Raw genomic sequence first — 21,095 nt, forward strand, 5'->3', positions numbered from 1 at the left:
CATGTCTGCCCTAGCCGCCTTTCGCGAGCGCTATCTGCTGCGCTTCTGGGCGCCCCTGCCCACGCTGATCGCCCTCGGCGTCGCCTCGGCCTACTACTTCGCCCTGACCGGAACCTTCTGGGCTGTGACTGGCGAATTCACCCGCTGGGGCGGCCATGTGCTGGCCTGGTTCGGCGTCCCGGTAAGGGACTGGAGCTATTTCCGGCTGATCGGCCTGCAGGGCACGCCCCTGGATCGCATCGATGGCGTCATGATCATCGGCATGCTGCTGGGCGCCGTGGCCTGCGCCCTCTGGGCCGGCAACGTCGGCCTGCGCTGGCCCACCAGTCGCCGCCGGCTGCTCCAGGGCCTGGTTGGCGGCATCATCGCCGGCTTCGGTGCCCGCCTGGCCATGGGTTGCAACCTGGCGGCCTTCTTTACCGGCATCCCCATGTTCTCGCTGCACGCCTGGGCCTTCATGCTGGCCACGGTAGCCGGCGCCTGGCTTGGCGTGAAGCTGACCCTGCTGCCCTGGCTGCGCATTCCGCTGAAGGTCACCGCCCACGCCGCCGTCCTGCCCGATGCCGGGCAACTGGCCCGGCGCGCGCGTCGCCAGGCGCGGCTGGGTCTCGCCGTGCTGGTGGTGGCGCTGCTCTTCGCCGCCTGGCGCTTCGAGGTCTCCCTGGTACTGGGTCTGGCTACCCTTTTCGGCCTGGTCTTCGGCGGCCTGATCGAGCGGGCGCAGATCTGCTTCACCAGCGCCGCCCGCGACCTCTGGACCACCGGCCGCACCCAGGCGGCGACCGGCATCCTGCTGGGCATGGCGGTGGCCTGCCTCGGCACCTTTGGCGCCATCCAGCTGGGCATGGCGCCAAAGATCTTCTGGATGGGCCCCAACGCCGTGATCGGTGGCCTGCTGTTTGGCGTCGGTATCGTCCTCGCCGGTGGCTGCGAGACCGGCTGGATGTACCGCGCGGTGGAAGGCCAGCTGCATTTCTGGGTGGTGGGCCTGGGCAACGTCATCGGCGGGACCCTGGTGGCGGTCTACTGGGACCGCCTGGGCAGCGCCCTCGCCCTGCCCTATCCCAGGATAAATCTGCTGCAGCAGGCAGGCCCCGGCAGCGGCCTGCTGCTGACCTTTGCCGGCCTGGCCCTCTGCCTGCTGCTGGTCCAACTCAACGCCCGCCGTTTCACTCGCCCCGGGAAGCCTGTCCATGACGCTCGCCAAGACGCCGACGCTGTCGCTTGATCTACGGGGCGAACACTGCCCCTACAACGCCATCGCCACCCTGGAGACCTTGCAGACCCTGCAGCCCGGCGATCTCCTGGAGGTGATCACCGATTGCGCCCAGTCGATCCACGGCATTCCGGAAGATACCCGGCGCCAGGGCTACGATTGTCAGGCGGTGGAACAGCATGGCGCGCTGTTCCGCTTTCTCATTGAGGTGCCGCTGCGGGCCTGAGGGCTAGGCCTCGGCGAAGACACTTTGCAGTCGCTGCAGGTCTTCGGGGGTGGTGACCTTGATGTTGTCCGCGCGGCCTTCGACCAGGCGCGGCGCATGCCCCGCCCACTCCATGGCCGAGGCCTCGTCGGTGATGGCGGCGCCCGCGGCCAGAGCGGCGCTCAGGGCGTCGCGCAGCGCACCGAGGCGGAACATCTGCGGCGTGTAGGCCAGCCAGACCTGGCTGCGATCCACGGTTTCGCTCACCCGGCCATCGCGGCCAACGCGCTTGAGGGTATCCCGCGCCGGCACGCCCAGGAGACCACCCACCGGGTCCTGGGCCAGTTCGGCCAGTAGCCGATCCAGATCGGCGCGGCAGAGATTGGGCCGGGCAGCATCGTGCACCAGCACCCAGTCGCCATCGCTGGCGCCCTGCTCGCTCAGCAGCAGCAGGCCACCCAGCACCGAGTCGGCGCGCTCACGCCCACCCGGGGCGCGCAGGATGCGGGCGTCGCGGGCACAGGCCAACGTCGGCCACCAGGGATCTTCCGCCGCCAGGCTCACCGCCAGCCCGCGCAGGCGCGGATGGTCAAGAAAACAGTCGAGGGTGCGCTCCAGCAGGCTGCGGCCGCACAGATCGAGGTATTGCTTGGGTCGGTCGGCACGCATCCGCGCACCCACACCCGCGGCGGGAATGACCGCCCAGAAGGAAGGCAGAAGGGACATTATTTGGATTGCAGGAAAAGGGTTTCGCCTTGTTTGACCATGCCGAGTTCGTGGCGGGCACGCTCCTCGACGGTCTCCATGCCTTTCTTGAGCTCGACGACCTCGGCTTCGAGGATCTCGTTGCGCTCCAGCAGGCGCTTGTTCTCACCATTCTGGTCGGCGATCTGCTGCTTGAGTTCGCGCACCTGGGCGAAGCTGCCATCACCGACCCACAGGCGATACTGAAGACCGCCAAGCAGCAGGAGCAGGAAGGGGAACAGCCAGTAGGGACTTCGCATGGGAGATAACGGATTCGCGGACGGCGGATGCCGCAAAGGCGGCGGCAGAGACGAAAACAGGATAGAAGCCCGGCTCTACGCTTGTAAACTGGGCATCTATCCTGTGGTCCGTCGGACGTGGCGGAAGGCGACGACCTCTGTCCTCGCCTCCCCGGTCGCGCAACCTTTAGCTGCGGAACTCGGCACGACCGCGGTAAGGCGCCTTGGCACCCAGCTGCTCTTCGATGCGCAGCAGCTGGTTGTACTTGGAGACGCGATCGGAACGGCACAGCGAACCGGTCTTGATCTGACCGGCGGCGGTGCCCACGGCCAGGTCGGCGATGGTGGAGTCTTCGGTCTCGCCGCTGCGGTGGGAGATCACCGCGGTGTAGCCGGCGGCCTTGGCCATCTGGATGGCTTCCAGGGTCTCGGTCAAGGAGCCGATCTGGTTGAACTTGATCAGGATCGAGTTACCGATGCCCTTCTCGATGCCCTCCTTGAGGATCTTGGTGTTGGTGACGAACAGGTCGTCGCCCACCAGCTGCACCTTGCTGCCGATCTTGTCGGTCAGGGCCTTCCAGCCAGCCCAGTCGGACTCGTCCATGCCGTCTTCGATGGAGATGATCGGGAACTGCTCGGTCAGCCCGGCCAGGTAGTCGGCGAAACCGTTGGCGTCGAAGGCCTTGCCCTCGCCGGACAGGTCGTACTGGCCGTCCTTGTAGAACTCGCTGGAGGCGCAGTCCAGGGCCAGGGTCACGTCGGTGCCCAGCTCGTAACCGGCATTCTTAACCGCTTCGGCGATGGCGGCCAGGGCGTCGGCGTTGGAGGCCAGGTTGGGCGCGAAGCCGCCTTCGTCACCCACGGAGGTGCTCAGGCCACGAGCCTTGAGCACGGCTTTGAGGTGATGGAAGATCTCGGCACCCACGCGCAGGGCATCGGCAAAGCTCTTGGCGCCAACCGGCTGGACCATGAATTCCTGGATGTCGACGTTGTTGTCGGCATGCTCGCCGCCGTTGATGATGTTCATCATCGGCACCGGCATGGAGTACTGACCGGGGGTGCCGTTCAGGTTGGCGATGTGGGCGTAGAGCGGCAGGTCCTGGTCTTCGGCAGCGGCCTTGGCGGCCGCCAGGGACACGGCCAGGATGGCGTTGGCGCCCAGCTTGGCCTTGTTGTCGGTACCGTCCAGCTCGATCATGGCGCGGTCCAGGGCCTTCTGGTCGCTCGGATCCTTGCCCAGCAACAGGTCACGGATCGGGCCGTTGATGTTGCCCACGGCCTTCAGGACGCCCTTGCCCAGGTAACGGCTCTTGTCGCCGTCGCGCAGCTCCAGTGCCTCGCGCGAACCGGTGGACGCGCCGGACGGCGCGGTGGCGCGACCGACGATACCATTGTCCAGGATCACGTCCGCTTCAACGGTGGGGTTGCCGCGGGAATCCAGGACCTCACGTCCCTTGATGTCGACGATGTTAGCCATTTTTGTATCGATCTCCATGTTACCGGTCATTGACGGATCAGCCTTCGGCTGCGCCTGGGCCTTTTGGTTCAGCCGCCGCTTAGGCAGTTTCGATCGGCGTGAACGACTTCACCAGCTCGTCCAGCGCCTTGAGCTGGGCCAGGAAGGGCTCCAGCTTGTCCAGGCGCAGGGCACAGGGGCCGTCGCACTTGGCATGTTCGGGATCCGGATGGGCTTCGAGGAACAGACCGGCCAGGCCCTGGCTCATGCCGGCCTTGGCCAGGTCGGTGACCTGGGCGCGGCGGCCGCCGGCGGAATCGGCACGCCCGCCCGGCATCTGCAGGGCATGGGTGACGTCGAAGAACACCGGGTAGCCGAAGCTCTTCATGATGCCAAAGCCGAGCATGTCGACCACCAGGTTGTTGTAGCCGAAGGAGGAGCCCCGCTCGCAGAGGATCAGCTGGTCGTTGCCGGCTTCTTCGCACTTGGTGAGGATGTGCTTCATCTCCTGGGGCGCGAGGAATTGCGCCTTCTTGATGTTGATCACGGCGTCGGTCTTGGCCATGGCCACCACCAGATCGGTCTGCCGCGAGAGGAAGGCCGGCAGCTGGATGATGTCGCACACCGCCGCCACCGGCGCCGCCTGGTAGGGCTCGTGGACGTCGGTGATCACCGGCATGCCGAAGGTGGCCTTGAGCTCTTCGAAGATGCGCAGACCGGCTTCCATGCCCGGACCGCGATAGCTGGTCACGGAGGAGCGATTGGCCTTGTCGAAGCTGGCCTTGAAGACGTAGGGGATGCCCAGCTTCTCGGTCACCTTGACGTATTGCTCGCACACCTGCATGGCCAGGTCGCGGGATTCCAGCACGTTCATGCCGCCGAACAGCACGAAGGGCTTGTCGTTGGCGATCTCGATGTTGCCGACGCGGACGATCTTCTGAGCGGTCATGATCAATCCTTCTTGGCGTAACGCAGGGCGGCGTTGACGAAGCCGCTGAACAGCGGATGGCCGTCACGCGGGGTGGAGGTGAACTCCGGGTGGAACTGGCAGGCGACGAACCAGGGATGATCCGGGGCTTCCACCACTTCGACCAGGGCGCCGTCGCCCGAGCGACCGGAGATCTTCAGGCCGGCGGCCTCGATCTGCGGCAGGAGGTTGTTGTTGACCTCGTAGCGGTGACGATGGCGCTCGACGATGACGTCCTGGCCGTAGCAGTCGTGCACCTGGGTACCACCGATCAGCTGGCACTCCTGGGCGCCCAGGCGCATGGTGCCGCCCAGGTCGGAGCCTTCGGTACGGATCTCGGTCGCGCCGGTGGAATCCTGCCATTCGGTGATCAGGCCGACTACCGGGTGGCCACTGGCCTTGTCGAATTCGGTGGAGTTGGCGTCTTTCCAGCCCAGCACGTTACGGGCAAATTCGATGACCGCCACCTGCATGCCCAGGCAGATGCCCAGGTAGGGGATCTTGTTCTCGCGGGCGTACTGCACGGTGGCGATCTTGCCTTCCACGCCGCGCAGGCCGAAGCCGCCCGGCACCAGGATGGCGTCCACGCCCTTGAGCAGATGGGTGCCCTGCTGCTCGATGTGCTCGGAGTCGATATAGCGCAGGTTGACCTTGGTGCGGCTCTGGATACCAGCGTGGGTCATGGCCTCGATCAGCGACTTGTAGGCGTCGAGCAGCTCCATGTACTTGCCGACCATGGCGATGGTGACTTCCTGCTCGGGGTTGAGCTTGGCGTCCACCACGCGATCCCACTCGGACAGATCGGCCGGCTTGCACTCCAGGCCGAAGCGCTCGACGACGAATTCGTCCAGGCCCTGGGCGTGCAGCACGGAGGGAATGCGGTAGATGGTGTCGACGTCTTCCAGGGAGATGACCGCGCGCTCTTCGACGTTGGTGAAGAGGGCGATCTTGCGGCGGGAAGAGCTGTCGACGGTGTGGTCGGAACGGCAGATCAGCACATCGGGCTGCAGGCCGATGGAGCGCAGTTCCTTGACCGAATGCTGGGTCGGCTTGGTCTTGGTCTCGCCGGCGGTGGCGATGTAGGGCACCAGGGTCAGGTGCATCAGCATGGCACGGCGCGCGCCGATCTCCACCCGCAGCTGGCGGATGGCTTCGAGGAAGGGCTGCGACTCGATGTCGCCGACGGTGCCGCCGATCTCCACCAGGGCCACGTCGGCATCGCCGGCGCCCTTGATGATGCGTCGCTTGATCTCGTCGGTGATGTGCGGGATCACCTGCACGGTGGCGCCCAGGTAGTCGCCACGACGCTCCTTGCGCAGGACGTCCATGTAGATGCGACCGGTGGTGAAGTTGTTGTTCTGGGTCACGGTGGTGCGGATGAAGCGCTCGTAGTGACCCAGGTCCAGATCGGTCTCGGCGCCGTCATGGGTGACGAACACCTCGCCGTGCTGGAAGGGGCTCATGGTGCCGGGATCCACGTTGATGTAGGGATCCAGCTTGAGCATGGTGACCTTCAGCCCTCTCGCTTCCAGAATGGCGCCCAGGGAGGCCGAGGCGATGCCTTTCCCCAAAGAAGAAACAACACCGCCCGTGACGAAAATAAAGCGCGTCATGAAAATTCCTAGAATCTGCGTTGAGGCGGAGAGCCGCCGATGAAAGCGAGAGCGGTCGGCCTGGCGCCGGACCAATGCACACCGTCCACTCGGGGCGAGCGGAAAATGCGATATAAGACGGGAGCGTAGTCTAGCCTAAAGGTCATCCCAGCTCAAACCCGCCCATGCCGTCTGCGGGCTGCCACTCAAGCCGCCCTCCCCCCGGCAGGCCATCCAGACCGGGCAGGTTGGCCACCGCCAGCAGTTCGTCGCCGCGCCAGAGCAGCGGCAATCGGCCGCGCAGGAACGGCGGCACCCCCTGTTCGTTGAGCAGACGCTTGAGATCGCGACTGCCGCGACCCGGTACGACCAGCCGCTCGCCGCCCTGGCGATAGCCGATTCGCCAGCCGGATACGACGACCGGTACGCTGAATCGCAGGCGACCATTCCCTTGGAGTTCCAGGGTGGTTTCCTGCCCGTTAATGACCTGGGGTGACGGCGTGACCGGCCAGGCCGCGGGCACCCACCAGATCCGCCCTGCCCCCCGGCGCAGACTGCCACCTTCGAGACGCCAGACGGGATCGCCGGCCTCGCCCGCCTCGCGCAATGCCTGCCAACCGGCCCAGTGGGCGCTGTCGGGCTGGCGGGTGAAGCTGTCCAGCCAGACCCGCAGGGCATTGCGCTGGCGTGCCTCGCTCAGGGACTGCAAGGGCGCCAGGGCCAGACTGGGCAAGGGGATCCAGGGGAAAGGCTGTTCGGCCCGCCGGGCCTGCTGCAGATCCAGGCTGGCCAGTTCGCCGAGCAATTCGTCGGCTTCGGCCAGATGCCGGGCACTGCGCGCCATGACCTGATCGACGCCCGGCCAGCGGTCGCGTAGCCGCGGCAGCACCTGGTGCCTCAGGTAATTGCGATCCAGCCGGGTATCGGCATTGCTGGGATCCTCGATCCAGTCCAGCCCCTCGGCTTCGGCATAGGCCAGCAGCGCGCGCCGCGGCTCGTCCAGCAGCGGTCGCCAGAGCCGACCGGCGGCCAAGGAACGGGTCTCGGGCATGCCGGCCAGGCCCTTGACCCCCGCGCCGCGCACCAGCCGCTGCAGCAGGGTCTCCAGCTGATCGTCGCGATGCTGGCCCAGCACCAGGCAGCCCTCCCTGGGCAGCACCCGGGCGAAGGCGGCATAGCGCGCCTCGCGGGCAGCCCGTTCGAGACTGGCGGCGCCATCGATGTGGACGTGCAGGATATCGAGAGGAATGGCCAGCGCTTGGCAGACCCGGGTGCAGTGCGAGACCCAGGCATCCGCCGCGGCTTGCAGACCATGGTGCACATGCACCGCCTGCAGATCGGCGAACAGGCCGCGCTCGCGCAGTCGCGCGAAGAGGTGCAGGAGAACGGTGGAATCGAGTCCGCCGGAAAAGCCCACCCGCCAGTGACGGGTGGGCGGCTGCCGCTCCAGGCGGGCGCGCAGCCGATCCAGCAGACTCATAGGGGCGGGATCAGGCGATGCCGTAGCTCATCAGGCGCTCGTAGCGACGTTCCAGCAGCGCCGGCATGTCGTAGCCCTTGAGTTCGTCCAGCTGTTCCAGCAGCGCGGTGCGCAGGCTGTTGGCCATGGCCTGGGGATCGCGGTGCGCACCACCCAGGGGCTCGTCGATCACCTGGTCGACGATGTTCAGGCTCTTCAGTCGCTCGGCGGTGATGCCCATGGCCTCGGCGGCATCGGGCGCCTTCTCGGCGGTCTTCCAGAGAATGGAGGCGCAACCTTCCGGCGAAATCACCGAGTAGGTGGAGTGCTGCAGCATGTTGAGCTGGTCGCAGACGCCGATGGCCAGGGCGCCACCGGAACCACCCTCGCCGATCACGGTGGCGATGATGGGGGTCTTCAGGCGCGCCATGACGCGCAGGTTCCAGGCGATGGCCTCGCTCTGGCCACGCTCTTCGGCGTCGATGCCCGGGTAGGCGCCGGGGGTATCGATGAAGGTCAGGATCGGCATCTTGAAACGCTCGGCCATTTCCATCAGGCGGCAGGCCTTGCGATAGCCTTCCGGACGCGGCATGCCGAAGTTGCGACGGACCTTCTCGCGGACTTCACGACCCTTCTGGTGACCGATGATCATCACCGGACGGCCTTCCAGACGGGCGATGCCACCGACGATGGCCGGATCGTCGGCGAAGTGGCGGTCGCCGTGCAGCTCTTCGAAATCGCTGAACAGGTAGTTGATGTAGTCGAGGGTGTAGGGACGCAGCGGATGACGCGCCAGACGAGCCACCTGCCAGCTGGACAGGTCGCTGAAGATGCTCTTGGTGAGCGCCTGGCTCTTCTCCTGCAACCGGGCGATCTCGTCACTGATGTTCAGCGCATTGTCGTTACCGACCAGTCGAAGTTCTTCGATCTTGGCCTGGAGATCGGCGATGGGCTGTTCGAAATCGAGATAGTTCGGGTTCATGGGCATCCGTTAGTGCAATCTAGAGCCAAGGGCCGGGGCGCCTACCTTAAGGGATCGGACGGGACAGGTCGAGACTCCTGCCACGTCACCGGCACCCGCCGCTGGCGAGGGTTGGGACGAAGCGCACGAGGCGCTCGGACTTAACGATAGTTCAGAAAGACGTTCTCCCTGCCGAACTGGTCACGCAGGGTTTGAATCAGGCCGTCGGCCGGGTCGATCCGGTAGTTCTCGCCGAACTGCAGCAGCGCCCGCGCGGTGGGGCCCTGGTAGTCGATGGTCACCGGACAGGCGCCGCGATGACGGCCGCACAACTCGCCCAGCCAGCGCAGCCGGTCGCCGGCCAGTGCCTCGCTACGCACCGCGATCCTGAGGCTTTCCGCCAGGGCGGTCCGGGCTTCTTCCAGCCCCAGCACGCGCTTGGCGCGCAGACGCAGGCCACCGGAGAAATCGTCCTGGCTGACCTCCCCCTCGACGATCACCAGGGCATCGGTCTGCAAGAGCGCCTGGGCGGCGTTGAAGGCTTCGGCGAACAGCGAGGCCTCGATGCGCCCGGACCTGTCGTCCAGGGTGACGAAGCCCATCTTGTCGCCGCGCTTGTTCTTCATCACCCGCAGGTTGACGATCAGCCCAGCCACGGTCTGGGTCTCGCGCGACGGCTTGAGGTCGACGATGCGCTGGCGCGCCAGCCGGCGCACCTCACCTTCGTATTCCTCGATGGGGTGACCGGTCAGGTACAGCCCCAGGGTTTCCTTTTCCCCGCGCAGGCGCTCCTTGAGATTGAGCTCGCGGGCGCGCCGGTGGTTGGCATAGACGTCGGCTTCGGGTTCGGCGAAGACGCCACCGAAGAGATCGACATGGCCGCTGTTGTGGCTGCGGGCGGTCTGCTCCGCCGAGGCGATGGCCTCTTCCATGGCCGCCAGCAGCACGGCGCGATTCTGGTCGATGGTCGCCTGATAGGCCTTGAGCTCGTCATGGTAGTGCGGACCCAGGCGGTCCAGGGCACCGGAGCGGATCAGGGCTTCCAGGGTGCGCTTGTTGATGCGCTTGAGGTCGACCCGGGCACAGAAGTCGAAGAGATCCTTGAACGGTCCCTCGGCACGCGCCTCGACGATGGCCTCCACCGGGCCCTCACCGACACCCTTGATCGCCCCCAGGCCGTAGACGATGCGCCCGCCGTCGTTGACGGTGAACTTGAACTCGGAGATGTTCACGTCCGGCGTGTCGATGCGCAGCTTCATGTGGCGGCATTCCTCGATGAGGATCACCACCTTGTCGGTGTTGTGCATGTCCGCCGACAGCACCGCGGCCATGAAGGGCGCCGGATAGTGGGTCTTCAGCCAGGCGGTCTGGTAGGACACCAGACCATAGGCCGCCGAGTGCGACTTGTTGAAGCCGTAGCCGGCGAATTTTTCCACCAGGTCGAAGATGTTGCCGGCCAAGTCCGCATCGATGCCGTTGTTGGTGCAGCCTTCGATGAAGCCGCCGCGCTGCTTGGCCATCTCCTCGGGCTTCTTCTTGCCCATGGCGCGGCGCAGCATGTCCGCCTGGCCCAGGGTGTAGCCGCCCATGACCTGGGCGATCTGCATCACCTGTTCCTGGTAGAGGATGATGCCGTAGGTGGGCGCCAGCACCGGCTGCAGGCCGTCGTACTGGTAGTCCGGATGCGGATAGGCCAGCTCGGCGCGGCCGTGCTTGCGGTTGATGAAGTCGTCCACCATGCCCGACTGCAACGGACCCGGGCGGAACAGCGCCACCAGAGCAATGAGGTCTTCCAGGCAGTCCGGCTTGAGCTTCTTGATCAGCTCCTTCATGCCGCGGGATTCCAGCTGGAAGACGGCAGTGGTCTCGGCCTTCTGCAGCAGGGCGTAGGTCGGCTTGTCGTCCAGTGGGATGAAGTCGATATTGAGCGGCTCGCGCCCCTCTGCCACTTCCGTGCGGTTGATGGTCTCCAACGCCCACTTGATGATTGTCAGGGTACGCAGCCCGAGGAAGTCGAACTTGACCAGACCGGCCTGCTCGACGTCGTCCTTGTCGAACTGGGTCACCAGGCCATTGCCGTCCTCATCGCAGGCGATGGGCGAGAAATCGGTCAACTTGGTCGGCGCGATCACCACGCCCCCGGCGTGCTTGCCGGTGCCACGGGTGATGCCTTCCAACTTCAAAGCCATGTCCCAGATTTCCTTGGCGTCCTCGTCGGTCGCCAGGAAGTCGCGCAGCGGCTCCTCCTGCTCGAAAGCCTTCTGCAGGGTCATGCCCACTTCGAAAGGGATCATCTTCGACAGGCGGTCGGCCAAGCCATAGGACTTGCCCTGCACCCGCGCCACGTCGCGCACCACCGCCTTGGCGGCCATGGTGCCGAAGGTGATGATCTGGCTCACCGCCTCGCGGCCGTACAGGTCGGCCACGTATTCGATCACCCGGTCGCGACCGTCCATGCAGAAGTCGACGTCGAAGTCGGGCATGGAGATCCGCTCGGGGTTGAGGAAGCGCTCGAACAGCAGGTCATAGGCCAGCGGATCGAGGTCGGTGATCTTGAGTACGTAGGCGACCAGGGAGCCGGCACCCGAGCCCCGGCCGGGGCCGACCGGCACGCCGTTGTTCTTCGCCCACTTGATGAAGTCCATCACGATGAGGAAGTAACCGGGGAAGCCCATCTGGATGATGATGTCGAGCTCGAAGTTGAGTCGGTCGACGTACTCCTGGCGCTTTTCCTCGTAGTTCGGCGTGGTCTCGCGCGGCCAGAGCACGGCCAGGCGCTCTTCCAGGCCCTCGAAGGACACATGGCGCAGGTAGTCGTTGATGGTCATCCCGTTGGGGATCGGGAAGTTGGGCAGGAAGTACTTGCCCAGCTGGATCTCGATGTTGCAGCGCTTGGCGATCTCGACGGTGTTTTCCAGCGCCTCGGGCAGGTCGCTGAACAGCTCGGCCATCTCGGCCGCCGACTTCAGGTACTGCTGGTCGCTGTACTTGCGCTCGCGCCGGGGATCGTCCAGCGGCCGGCCCTCGCCGATGCAGACGCGGGTCTCGTGGGCCTCGAAGTCCTCGGCCTTGAGAAAGCGCACATCGTTGGTCGCCACCAGGGCGCCCCCGCAGCGATCGGCCAGGGCCACGGCGGCATGCAGGTGCTCTTCGTCACCGACTCGCTCGGTGCGCTGCACCTCCAGATAGAAGCGATCCTGAAAGACCTGCTGCCATTCCTCGAACAGCTGATCGGCCAGCGCCAGGTCGCCTTCGAGCAGCGCCAGGCCGATCTCGCCCTCCTTGGAACCGGACAGGGCGATCAGGCCTTCGCTGGCGTCCTTCACCCAGTCGCGCTGGATGACGATCTGACCGTCCTGCTGGCCTTCCTGGAATCCGCGGGACAGCAGCTCGGTGAGGTTGCGATAGCCCTTGGCGTTCATGACCAGCAGGGTCATGCGGCTCAGGGGCGCGTCGCCTTCGCGGCCGGCCAGCCAGATGTCGGCGCCGGCAATGGGCTTAATCCCGGCGCCCATGGCCGCCTTGTAGAACTTGACCAGCGAACAGAGGTTGCCCTGGTCGGTCACCGCCACGGCCGGCATCCCGGCGGCTTCGGCAGCCTTGACCAGCCCCTTCACCCGCACGATCCCGTCGACCAGGGAGTATTCCGTGTGGAGACGCAGGTGGACGAAGGATGCGGACATGGCAGAGACCCCTTGATGCATGAGGCGCGAGATTGTACTGGATTGTCGACCCGGGGTCAGAACGCCGCGACGGCCGTCAGTAGGTCGCGATGATCTGGGTGGAGGCCTGGGTCTCGAGGGCGTGCCAGGCATCGCGCACCGGCGCGAAGGAGCGCCGGTGGATGGGCGTGGGCCCCAGGCGCCGGAGCGCGTCGAGATGTTCGGCGGTGGGATAGCCCTTGTGCCCGGCCAGGCCATAGCCCGGATAGAGGGCATCCAGCACCTGCATCTCGCGATCGCGGGTCACCTTGGCCAGGATGGACGCCGCGGCGATCGCCGGGACCTGGCTGTCGCCCTTCACCACCGGCGCACTGGGCACCGCCAGCTTGGGACAGCGATTGCCATCGATCAGGGCCAGCCGCGGCTGCACCTGGAGCCCCTCCACGGCGCGCTGCATGGCCAGCATGGTGGCGTGCAGGATGTTCAGCCGGTCGATCTCGGCGACCTCGGCGCGGGCCACGCACCAGGCCAGGGCCTTTTCCTGGATCTCGTCGAACAGGGCTTCGCGGCGCGCCAGCGACAGCTTCTTCGAATCGTTAAGGCCGAGGATGGGCTTGCCCGGATCGAGGATCACCGCGGCCGTGACCACGGCGCCGCACAGCGGACCACGACCGACTTCGTCGACCCCGGCGACCAGCGCCTCGACCAGGTTAAAATCCAGGCCCAGTTGCATCAGCCACGCTGCCGCAGGAGATCCAGCACGGCAGCGGCCGCCTGGACCGAGGCATCGCGCCTCAGGCTGTGATGGATGGCGGAGAAGCTGTCGGTCTGCTGCTGCGGCTGCTCCAGCAGCGGCAGGAGTTCGGCCACCAGCCGCTCCGGCGTCGCCTCGTGCTGGATCAACTCGGGCACCAGCTTGCGCCCGGCCAGGAGGTTGGGCAGCGAGATGTAGGGACTCTTCACCAGCTGCTTGAGGATCAGATAGGTCAGCGGGGCCACCCGATAGGCCACCACCATGGGTCTCTTGAACAGCAGCGTCTCCAGGGTCGCGGTGCCCGAGGCGATCAGCACGCCATCACAGGCGGCCAGCACCTCATGGGATCGCCCATCGGTCAGCAGCAGCGGCAGCGGCGGCCGGCCTTCCAGCAACTGCTCCACCTGCGCCCGCCGCGCGGCATTGGCACAGGGCAGAACGAAGCGCACATCAGGACGTACGGCAAGCAGCTGGGCGGCGGCGTCGAGGAAAAGCGCACCGAGGCGCCCTACTTCACCACCGCGACTGCCCGGCAACAGGGCGACGACCTGCCCCTCTTCCGGCAAGCCCAGGGCCTGCCGGGCCGCCAGGCGGTCGCTGTCCAGAGGGATGGTATCGGCCAGCGGATGGCCGACGAAGCGCACCGGCACCTGCTGTTCTTCGTAGAAACGCGCCTCGAAGGGAAACAGGGTCAGCATCAGGTCGCAGCCGTCGCGGATCTTCAGCACCCGCTTCTGTCGCCAGGCCCAGACCGAGGGACTGACATAGTGCACGGCCGGAATGCCGGCGCGATGCAGCTGGGCTTCGATCTCGAGGACGAAATCCGGGGCGTCGATGCCGATGAAGACATCGGGACGGGCGTCGAGCAACTGACTGATCAGCGCCTTGCGCCGACCCAGGAGTTCCCGCAGGCGGCCGAGCACCTCGACCAGCCCCATGACCGCCAGGCGTTCCATGGGAAATTCGGACACCAGCCCTTCGGCTTCCATCCGCGGACCGCCCACGCCCATGAAGGAGATATTCGGATGCTGAGCACGCAGCGCCTGCATCAGACCGGCGCCGAGCAGATCACCCGACGCCTCCCCTGCCACCAGCGCCACGCGTAGCGGGCGCTGGGCGAACTCAGCGGGTGATGCCACGCGTCGCACTCAGGATGGAATCGCGGAACACCGCCACTTCGGGAAATTGCTGAGCCACCGGCTCCAGCTCGCGCAGGGCGTCATCGACGGTCAGGCCCTGGCGGTAGACCACCTTGTAGGCGCGGCGCAATTCCTTGATGGCTTCAGCCGAGAAACCCCGGCGGCGCATGCCTTCGAAGTTCATGCTGCGGGCTTCGGCCGGATTGCCGAACACCGTGACATAGGCCGGTACGTCCTTGCCGATGGCCGTGCCCATGCCGGAAAAGCTGTGGGCGCCGATGCGGCAGAACTGATGCACCAGGGTATAGCCGGACAGGATCGCCCAGTCGTCGACGTGCACGTGCCCGGCGAGGGCCGTGTTGTTGACCAGGATGCAGTGATTGCCGATCACGCTGTCATGGCCGATGTGCACATAGGCCATCAGCAGGTTGTGATCGCCAAGGGTCGTCTCTTCCCGATCCTGCACGGTACCGCGATGGATGGTGACCCCTTCGCGGATGGTGTTGTGATCGCCGATCCGCAGCCGGGTCGGTTCGCCCTGATACTTGAGGTCGGGCGTATCCTCGCCGATCGACGAGAACTGGAAGATACGGTTGTGACGCCCGATCACGGTCGGACCCTTGAGGATGACGTGAGGCCCGATGACGGTCCCCTCGCCAATCTCGACATCCGGTCCGATGATCGACCAGGGGCCGACCTGGACATCGGCGGCGAGCCGTGCCTTGGGGTCGACGATAGCCCTGGGGTCAATCAACGTCATAGCTTGCGTTCCGCACAGATGATTTCAGCCGAGCAGACCGGCTTGTCGTCCACACTGGCGTGGCATTCGAATTTCCAGATGCCGCGCTTGGTGCTGATGAAGCGAGCGTCGAGCATCAGCTGATCGCCCGGCGTCACCGGCTGGCGAAACCGCAGCTTATCCGATCCGACGAAGTAGTACAGGGTGCCATCGGCCGGCGAGGAATTCATCATCTTGAAACCGAGCACGCCGGCAGCCTGGGCCATGGCTTCGACGATCAGCACGCCCGGCATGATCGGATGCTGGGGGAAGTGGCCGGTGAAGAAGGGCTCGTTGATGCTGACGTTCTTGTAGGCACGAATGCGCTTGGCTTCGATATCCAGCTCCAGCACGCGATCCACCAATAGAAAGGGATAGCGATGCGGGAGATATTCACGGATCTCGTTGATGTCCATCATGGTCGGGGAAGGCCTGTTCAGAAAGGGGAAACATCCGATGCAGAATCAAGCATCAGAAGCAGCGTCATCCCGCGAGGTCACGGTAGCAACGATTTTTTCCAGATGTTGCAGACGGCGGGCCATGTCGTCGAGGTGACGAATCCGCGCGGCGCTCTTCTTCCATTCGCCGGCCGGCTGCATGGCCGTACCGGAGGAATAGGCGCCGGGCTCGGTAATCGAGCGGGTCACCATGGTCATACCGGTGACGAACACGTGGTCGCACACCTCGATATGACCGACCATGCCCACGCCGCCGGCGATGGTGCAGTGTTTGCCGATCTTGGTGCTGCCAGAGATGCCGACGCAGGCGGCCATGGCGGTGTGCTCACCGACCTGGACGTTGTGCGCGATCATGATCTGGTTGTCGAGTTTGACGCCATTGCTGATGACCGTGTTGGCCAGGGCGCCCCGGTCGATGGTGGTGTTGGCACCGATCTCGACATCGTCGCCGATCAGTACGCCACCCAGCTGGGCGATCTTCTGCCACTGGCCGCGCTCGTTGGCGAAGCCGAAGCCCTCGGCGCCGATCACGGCACCCGACTGCACCACGGCACGCTCGCCAATGGTCACGTCGTGATAGAGCGTGACCCGCGGCGCCAGCCAGCTGTCGGCACCGATGACGCTGCGCGCACCCACCACGCAGTGGGCGCCCAGACTGACACCGGCGCCGATGCGCGCCTGGGCCTCGATCACCACATAGGGACCGATGGCCGCCGTCGGATCGACCTGGGCATCCGCCGCGACCAGCGCGGTGGGATGGATACCGGCTGCGCTGCGCGGCTTGCGATCGAACAGATGGGAAAGGCGCGCATAGGCCAGATAGGGATTCGCCAGGATCAGGGCGTCGCCGGTGTAGCCGTCGGCGTCCTTTTCCGTCAGCAGCACGGCCCCGGCCTGGGTGTCGGCCAGGTAGCGGCGGTACTGCGGATTGGCGAGAAAACTCAACTGCTCAGGACCGGCCTCGGGCAGGGTAGCCAGACCGGTCACCAGGCGCTCGGACGAACCGCGTAACTCCACGGTCAACTGGCGGCTTTCCAGCCACTGCGCCAGTTCGCCCAGCGTAAAGGTGCTATGGCTCATCAACGACCCGCGTTCATGCGCTCGATGACCTGGCGCGTGATGTCGTACTGCGGCTTCACGTCCACCACGGCGCCACGCTCCAGCACCAGATCGTAATCACCCTTCTTCAGCACCTCTTCCACGGCCTTGTCCAGGCGCGGCTTGAGCAGCTTGAGCATGTCGCGATCCGAGGCCGCCTTGGCGTCGTTGAGTTCCTTGGACTGGAACTGGAAGTCACGGGCCTTCTGGCGGAAGTCGTTCTCCAGGCGGGTGCGCTCGGCCTGGGCCATCTTGTCACCGCCCTTGTTGAGCTTGTCCTGGATGTCCTTGGCGGAGCTTTCCAGACCCTTGAGCTTGTTCAGCTGGGGACCGAACTTCTTCTCGGAATCCACCGCGTACTTCTTGGCAGCGTCGGATTCCAGCAGAGCCATCTGGTAGTTCAGGACAGCGATCTTGGTATCGGCGAACACCGGAGCGGCGACGAGAACGGCAGCGAACAGAGCGTAACGGGTGTACTTGTGCACAGTTGACTCCTGCGTAAAGCGCAAAGGTGTAGCCTGGGTCAGAACGTCTGACCCAGCGAGAACTGGAAGACCTGCGGATCGGAGTTGCTCGGCTTCTTGACCGGCACGCCCAGGCTGAAGCTCAGCGGACCGAGGGCGGTAACCCAAGTCACACCGACACCGACGGAGCTGGCCATATTGGAGAAGCTGATGTCGCCGCAATTCTGCGTGCTGCTCAGGTAGCACTTGGTGCTGAACACATTGCCCACGTCCCAGAACAGCACGGTACGCAGGGACTTCTGGTCCTTCACGAAGGGCAAGGGGAACAGGTATTCCACACCGCCGGTAATCAGGACATTGCCACCGAAGGCTTCGTCGTTGTCACGATCACGATAGCCCTGGCCTTGATCGGCATATCTCGGATTCGGACTGGGCGGCGTGGTCCGCGGACCCAGGCTGCTATCCTCGAAACCCCGTACCGAGTTGAAGCCACCGGCGTAGTAGTTCTCGTAGAACGGCAGGCCATCGGTGCTGCCATAGCCGTCGCCGTAACCCAGCTCGGTATGGAAGCGCAGCGCCGTATTGTCGGTCAGCGGGGTGAACAGCTGGCCGCGATAGTCGAGCTTGTAGAAGCTCAGGTCGCTGCCCGGGATGGTGATCTGGCCGGTCAGGCTCTGGGAAGCCCCGCGGGTCGGCAGGACGCCACGGTTCAGCGTCGAGCTCGACCAGCCGATGCTGGCCTTGAAGTTGGTGAAATTGTCCCCCTCGCGCTGGACGAAATCATAGATCTCGTCGGCGCTGTAGGTACCCGGATTGATCTCGTCTTTCTGCACGCTCAGACCATAGGTCAGGCGCGAGGTCTCGCTGATCGGATAGCCCAGGGTGACACCGGTACCCAGGCTGTTGATCGAGTAGTAGGAGACGTCACTGTCGTACAGTTTGCTGTAGTCGGTGCTGCGATAGAAGATGTTGTAGCCCAGGCTCACGCCATCCGGCGTGAAGTAGGGATCGGTGAAGCTGAAGTTGTAGCGGCTCTGGTACTGGGAACGGGTCAGCCCGATGCTGACCTGATTGCCGGTACCCAGGAAGTTGTTCTGGCTGATGGAGCCACCCAGGATCAGACCGGCGCTCTGGGCGAAGCCGATGCTGGCGGTGATGGAGCCCGACGGCTGCTCTTCGACGTTGTAGTTGACGTCGACCATGTCGTCGGTGCCAGGTACCTGGGGCGTCTCGACCTTGACTTCCTTGAAGTAGCCCAGGCGCTCGAGGCGGGTCTTGGACTGGTCGATGAGATAGGTGGAAGCCCAACCGCCTTCCATCTGGCGCATCTCGCGACGCAGCACCTCGTCCTCGGTCTTGGTGTTGCCGCGGAAGTTGATGCGGTTGACGTAGGCACGCTTGCCCGGATCGACCACATAGGTCAGGGACACGCTGTGGTCGTCGTCATGGGGCTCGGGCAGGCCGTTGACGTTGGCGAAGGTATAGCCTTCGTTGCCCAGCCGGCGGGTGATCAGGTCCGAGGTGCTGGTCATGACCTTGCGCGAGAAGACCTGGCCCGGCTGGACCAGCATCAGTTTGCGCAGCTCTTCCTCCGGCACCTTGAGGTCGCCGGACAGCTTGACTTCACGAACGGTGTACTTCTGCCCTTCGTTGACATTGACCGTGATGTAGACGTGCTTCTTGTCGGGCGTGATGGACACCTGCGTCGAGGTGATGTCCATGTTGATGTAGCCGCGGTCCAGGTAATAGGAGCGCAGGCGCTCGAGGTCACCCGCCAACTTTTCCCGGGAGTACTTGTCATCGTTGCGGAAGAACGACAGCCAGTTGCTCGGCTTGAGCTCGAACAGGGAGGTCAGGTCATCCTCGGCGAAGACCGTGTTGCCCACCACGTTGACGTGGGAGATGGTCGCCACCTCGCCTTCGTTGATGGTGATCTTCAGCTGCACCCGATTACGGGGCTGCGGCACCACCTCGGCGTCGATGCTGGCGGAGTAGCGACCTTGGGCGACGTACTGGCGCAGCAGTTCGTTGCGCACGCCTTCCAGCGTCGCGCGCTGGAAGATCTCGCCTTCGGCGAGACCGGCCTGCTTGAGACCCTTCATCAGGTCGTCGCTGGAGATCGCCTTGTTGCCTTCCAGGGTGATGCTGGAAATGGAGGGACGCTCGACCAGGTTCACGACCAGGACGTTGCCGTCACGACCCAGCTGGATGTCCTGGAAGAATCCGGTACGGAAGAGCGAGCGGGAGGCTTCGGCCAACTTGTTGTCGTCGACGGATTCGCCGACGTTGAGCGGCAGGGCACCGAAGACGCTACCGGACGATACTCGTTGCAGTCCGTTGACGCGGATATCGGAGATGGTGAAGGACTCGGCGTGTACCTCGCCGATCATCAGCGCGGCTATTACCGCAGGTAGCAGCAGGCGTTTCATGAGTCCCTTTTATTCCAACTGGCAAATAAAGAATCTGCCGCACGGGGCGGCAGATTCGGCAATCAGCAGAGTGTCAGAGGCGACCGAGGTCATTGACCAAGGCCAGCAGCATCACACCCACGACGAGGCTAATACCGATCTGCATGCCCCATGTCTGTACACGCTCGGACAAGGGCCGCCCGCGAATCCACTCGACGAAGTAGAAGACCAGATGACCGCCGTCGAGCACAGGGATAGGCAACAGATTCAGAACCCCCAGGCTTATGCTCAGGTACGCCAGAAAATTGAGGAAATCCCCCAGGCCTGACTGAGCTGAAGCGCCCGCCACTTTAGCAATGGTTATCGGCCCGCTCAAGTTTTTTACCGACAGCTCTCCCAAGAGCATCTTCTTCAGGGAAACCAGCGTCAGCACGCTCATCTGCCAGGTTCGGCTGATACCTTCGCCCACGGCCGCCACGGGTCCGTAGCTGATTTCGCGAACCATTTCCGCTGGCCACTTGACCGGCGCCACACCCGCGCCGAGGTAACCGGTCTCGGCGCTATCGACGCGCCGCGCGCCCAGGCGCAGGGACAGCTCGCGTCGCTGACCCTCGCGCTCATAGCTCACCTTGACCTGCTGATCCGGGTGCGCCCGCACCCAGTCCACGGCCTGCTGCCAGTCACCGATGGGCGTATCGTTCAGGGCGATGAGGCGATCACCCGCCTGGAGGCCAGCGGCTTTCGCCGGACCGGCCGGATCCAGCTCGGCGAAGATGGCCGGAATCTGCGGCCGCCAGGGTTTGAGACCCAGCGCCTGGATCGGATCCGGATCTTCCGCGCCGCGCAGCCAGCCGTCGAGCTGGATGACCGTGCTTTGCTCGGCAGTGGTGCCCGGGATCCGGTAGCTCAGGCGTAGCGGACCGCTTTCACCCAGGCGATCGACCAGGCGCAGATTGACCGCCGACCAGCTGTCTACCGCCGCGTCATCGACCGCGGTCAGTTCGGCGCCCGCCGGGATACCCGCGGTGGCAGCCAGGGTATCAGGCGTGACCGATCCCACCACCGGACGCGGCTGCTGGGAGCCGAGCATGGCCAGCACCCAGAAGAACAGGATGGCGAGCAGGAAGTTGGCGATCGGACCGGCGGCGACGATGGCGATGCGCTGGCGTACCGTCTTGCGATTGAAGGCGGCATGCTGTTCTTCAGGCGCCACCGGCGCTTCGCGCTCGTCCAGCATCTTCACGTAGCCGCCCAGCGGGATCGCGGCCACCACGAATTCGGTGCCCTGGCGATCGTGCCAGCGCAGCAGCGGTTTGCCGAAGCCAACGGAGAAGCGCAGGACCTTGACGCCGCAACGGCGCGCCGTCCAGAAATGGCCATACTCGTGGATGGTCACCAGCACGCCCAGGGCGATCAGGGTTCCCAGAATCGTATAAAGGATGGACATTGGCTGCCTCCGCTACCTCAGTGTGCAGATTCTGCGGACTCGCAGGCC

The 21,095-nt window shown here is 64.9% G+C and carries 18 protein-coding genes; 2 read left to right on the forward strand and 16 right to left on the reverse strand.

From position 1 onward, the window contains the following. Nucleotide 1 precedes the first annotated feature (1 nt). Nucleotides 2–1,228 (forward strand): selenium metabolism membrane protein YedE/FdhT, encoded by a 1,227-nt coding sequence (gene yedE, locus PSK12I2_RS0101740; protein WP_027597068.1) that lies wholly within the window; start codon nt 2–4, stop codon nt 1,226–1,228. After that, nucleotides 1,194–1,442 (forward strand): sulfurtransferase-like selenium metabolism protein YedF, encoded by a 249-nt coding sequence (yedF, locus tag PSK12I2_RS0101745; RefSeq protein ID WP_007159471.1) that lies wholly within the window; start codon nt 1,194–1,196, stop codon nt 1,440–1,442. Before yedE ends, yedF begins: the two co-directional genes overlap by 35 nt. Nucleotides 1,443–1,445: 3 nt before the next feature. Here the strand turns inward: yedF and ispD are convergent, their stop codons facing one another. The 16 genes from ispD to rseP form a co-directional block, all read right to left on the reverse strand. Continuing rightward, a complete protein-coding gene (gene ispD / locus PSK12I2_RS0101750; RefSeq protein WP_027597069.1) occupies nt 1,446–2,147 on the reverse strand; it encodes a 2-C-methyl-D-erythritol 4-phosphate cytidylyltransferase in 702 nt (233 codons plus the stop codon). Continuing rightward, complete coding sequence (locus PSK12I2_RS0101755) at nt 2,147–2,425, reverse strand: septum formation initiator family protein (RefSeq protein WP_007159473.1); 279 nt, start codon at nt 2,423–2,425, stop codon at nt 2,147–2,149. The genes ispD and PSK12I2_RS0101755 overlap by 1 nt, the downstream gene beginning before the upstream one ends. A gap of 166 nt (nt 2,426–2,591) precedes the next feature. After that, a complete protein-coding gene (eno, locus tag PSK12I2_RS0101760) occupies nt 2,592–3,881 on the reverse strand; it encodes a phosphopyruvate hydratase (protein WP_007159474.1) in 1,290 nt (429 codons plus the stop codon). A 79-nt stretch (nt 3,882–3,960) separates the two neighbouring features. Further along, a complete protein-coding gene (gene kdsA / locus PSK12I2_RS0101765; RefSeq protein WP_037007457.1) occupies nt 3,961–4,809 on the reverse strand; it encodes a 3-deoxy-8-phosphooctulonate synthase in 849 nt (282 codons plus the stop codon). 2 nt (nt 4,810–4,811) lie between these two features. After that, nucleotides 4,812–6,440 (reverse strand): CTP synthase, encoded by a 1,629-nt coding sequence (locus PSK12I2_RS0101770; RefSeq protein WP_007159476.1) that lies wholly within the window; start codon nt 6,438–6,440, stop codon nt 4,812–4,814. A gap of 142 nt (nt 6,441–6,582) precedes the next feature. After that, nucleotides 6,583–7,899: a tRNA lysidine(34) synthetase TilS gene (gene tilS, locus PSK12I2_RS0101775; RefSeq protein ID WP_027597071.1), complete on the reverse strand. Its 1,317-nt coding sequence runs from the start codon at nt 7,897–7,899 to the stop codon at nt 6,583–6,585. A gap of 10 nt (nt 7,900–7,909) precedes the next feature. After that, nucleotides 7,910–8,860: an acetyl-CoA carboxylase carboxyltransferase subunit alpha gene (locus PSK12I2_RS0101780; protein ID WP_017639042.1), complete on the reverse strand. Its 951-nt coding sequence runs from the start codon at nt 8,858–8,860 to the stop codon at nt 7,910–7,912. A 140-nt stretch (nt 8,861–9,000) separates the two neighbouring features. Then, the gene (gene dnaE / locus PSK12I2_RS0101785) at nt 9,001–12,522 is read right to left on the reverse strand and encodes a DNA polymerase III subunit alpha (RefSeq protein ID WP_027597072.1); all 3,522 of its coding nucleotides are present in this window, start codon (nt 12,520–12,522) and stop codon (nt 9,001–9,003) included. A 76-nt stretch (nt 12,523–12,598) separates the two neighbouring features. Then, nucleotides 12,599–13,234 (reverse strand): ribonuclease HII, encoded by a 636-nt coding sequence (gene rnhB / locus PSK12I2_RS0101790; RefSeq protein WP_007159480.1) that lies wholly within the window; start codon nt 13,232–13,234, stop codon nt 12,599–12,601. Continuing rightward, a complete protein-coding gene (gene lpxB, locus PSK12I2_RS0101795) occupies nt 13,234–14,394 on the reverse strand; it encodes a lipid-A-disaccharide synthase (RefSeq protein WP_027597073.1) in 1,161 nt (386 codons plus the stop codon). The genes rnhB and lpxB overlap by 1 nt, the downstream gene beginning before the upstream one ends. Beyond that, nucleotides 14,378–15,154: an acyl-ACP--UDP-N-acetylglucosamine O-acyltransferase gene (lpxA, locus tag PSK12I2_RS0101800; protein WP_007159482.1), complete on the reverse strand. Its 777-nt coding sequence runs from the start codon at nt 15,152–15,154 to the stop codon at nt 14,378–14,380. Before lpxA ends, lpxB begins: the two co-directional genes overlap by 17 nt. Next, nucleotides 15,151–15,591 carry a 3-hydroxyacyl-ACP dehydratase FabZ gene (gene fabZ, locus PSK12I2_RS0101805; RefSeq protein WP_007159483.1) on the reverse strand — a complete coding sequence of 147 codons (441 nt, stop codon included), beginning with the start codon at nt 15,589–15,591 and terminating at the stop codon, nt 15,151–15,153. The genes lpxA and fabZ overlap by 4 nt, the downstream gene beginning before the upstream one ends. A 45-nt stretch (nt 15,592–15,636) precedes the next feature. Further along, nucleotides 15,637–16,710, reverse strand: coding sequence for a UDP-3-O-(3-hydroxymyristoyl)glucosamine N-acyltransferase (gene lpxD / locus PSK12I2_RS0101810; RefSeq protein ID WP_007159484.1), 1,074 nt, complete (start codon nt 16,708–16,710; stop codon nt 15,637–15,639). Next, nucleotides 16,710–17,213, reverse strand: a complete 504-nt coding sequence (locus tag PSK12I2_RS0101815; protein ID WP_007159485.1) for an OmpH family outer membrane protein — start codon at nt 17,211–17,213, stop codon at nt 16,710–16,712. The genes lpxD and PSK12I2_RS0101815 overlap by 1 nt, the downstream gene beginning before the upstream one ends. A 38-nt stretch (nt 17,214–17,251) precedes the next feature. Further along, a complete protein-coding gene (gene bamA, locus PSK12I2_RS0101820) occupies nt 17,252–19,621 on the reverse strand; it encodes an outer membrane protein assembly factor BamA (protein ID WP_027597075.1) in 2,370 nt (789 codons plus the stop codon). 73 nt (nt 19,622–19,694) lie between these two features. Then, a complete protein-coding gene (gene rseP, locus PSK12I2_RS0101825) occupies nt 19,695–21,047 on the reverse strand; it encodes a sigma E protease regulator RseP (RefSeq protein WP_027597076.1) in 1,353 nt (450 codons plus the stop codon). Nucleotides 21,048–21,095: the final 48 nt, after the last annotated feature.

Source organism: Pseudomonas sp. MOIL14HWK12:I2, assembly GCF_000510745.1.
GTDB classification, from domain to species: domain Bacteria; phylum Pseudomonadota; class Gammaproteobacteria; order Pseudomonadales; family Pseudomonadaceae; genus Chryseomonas; species Chryseomonas oryzihabitans.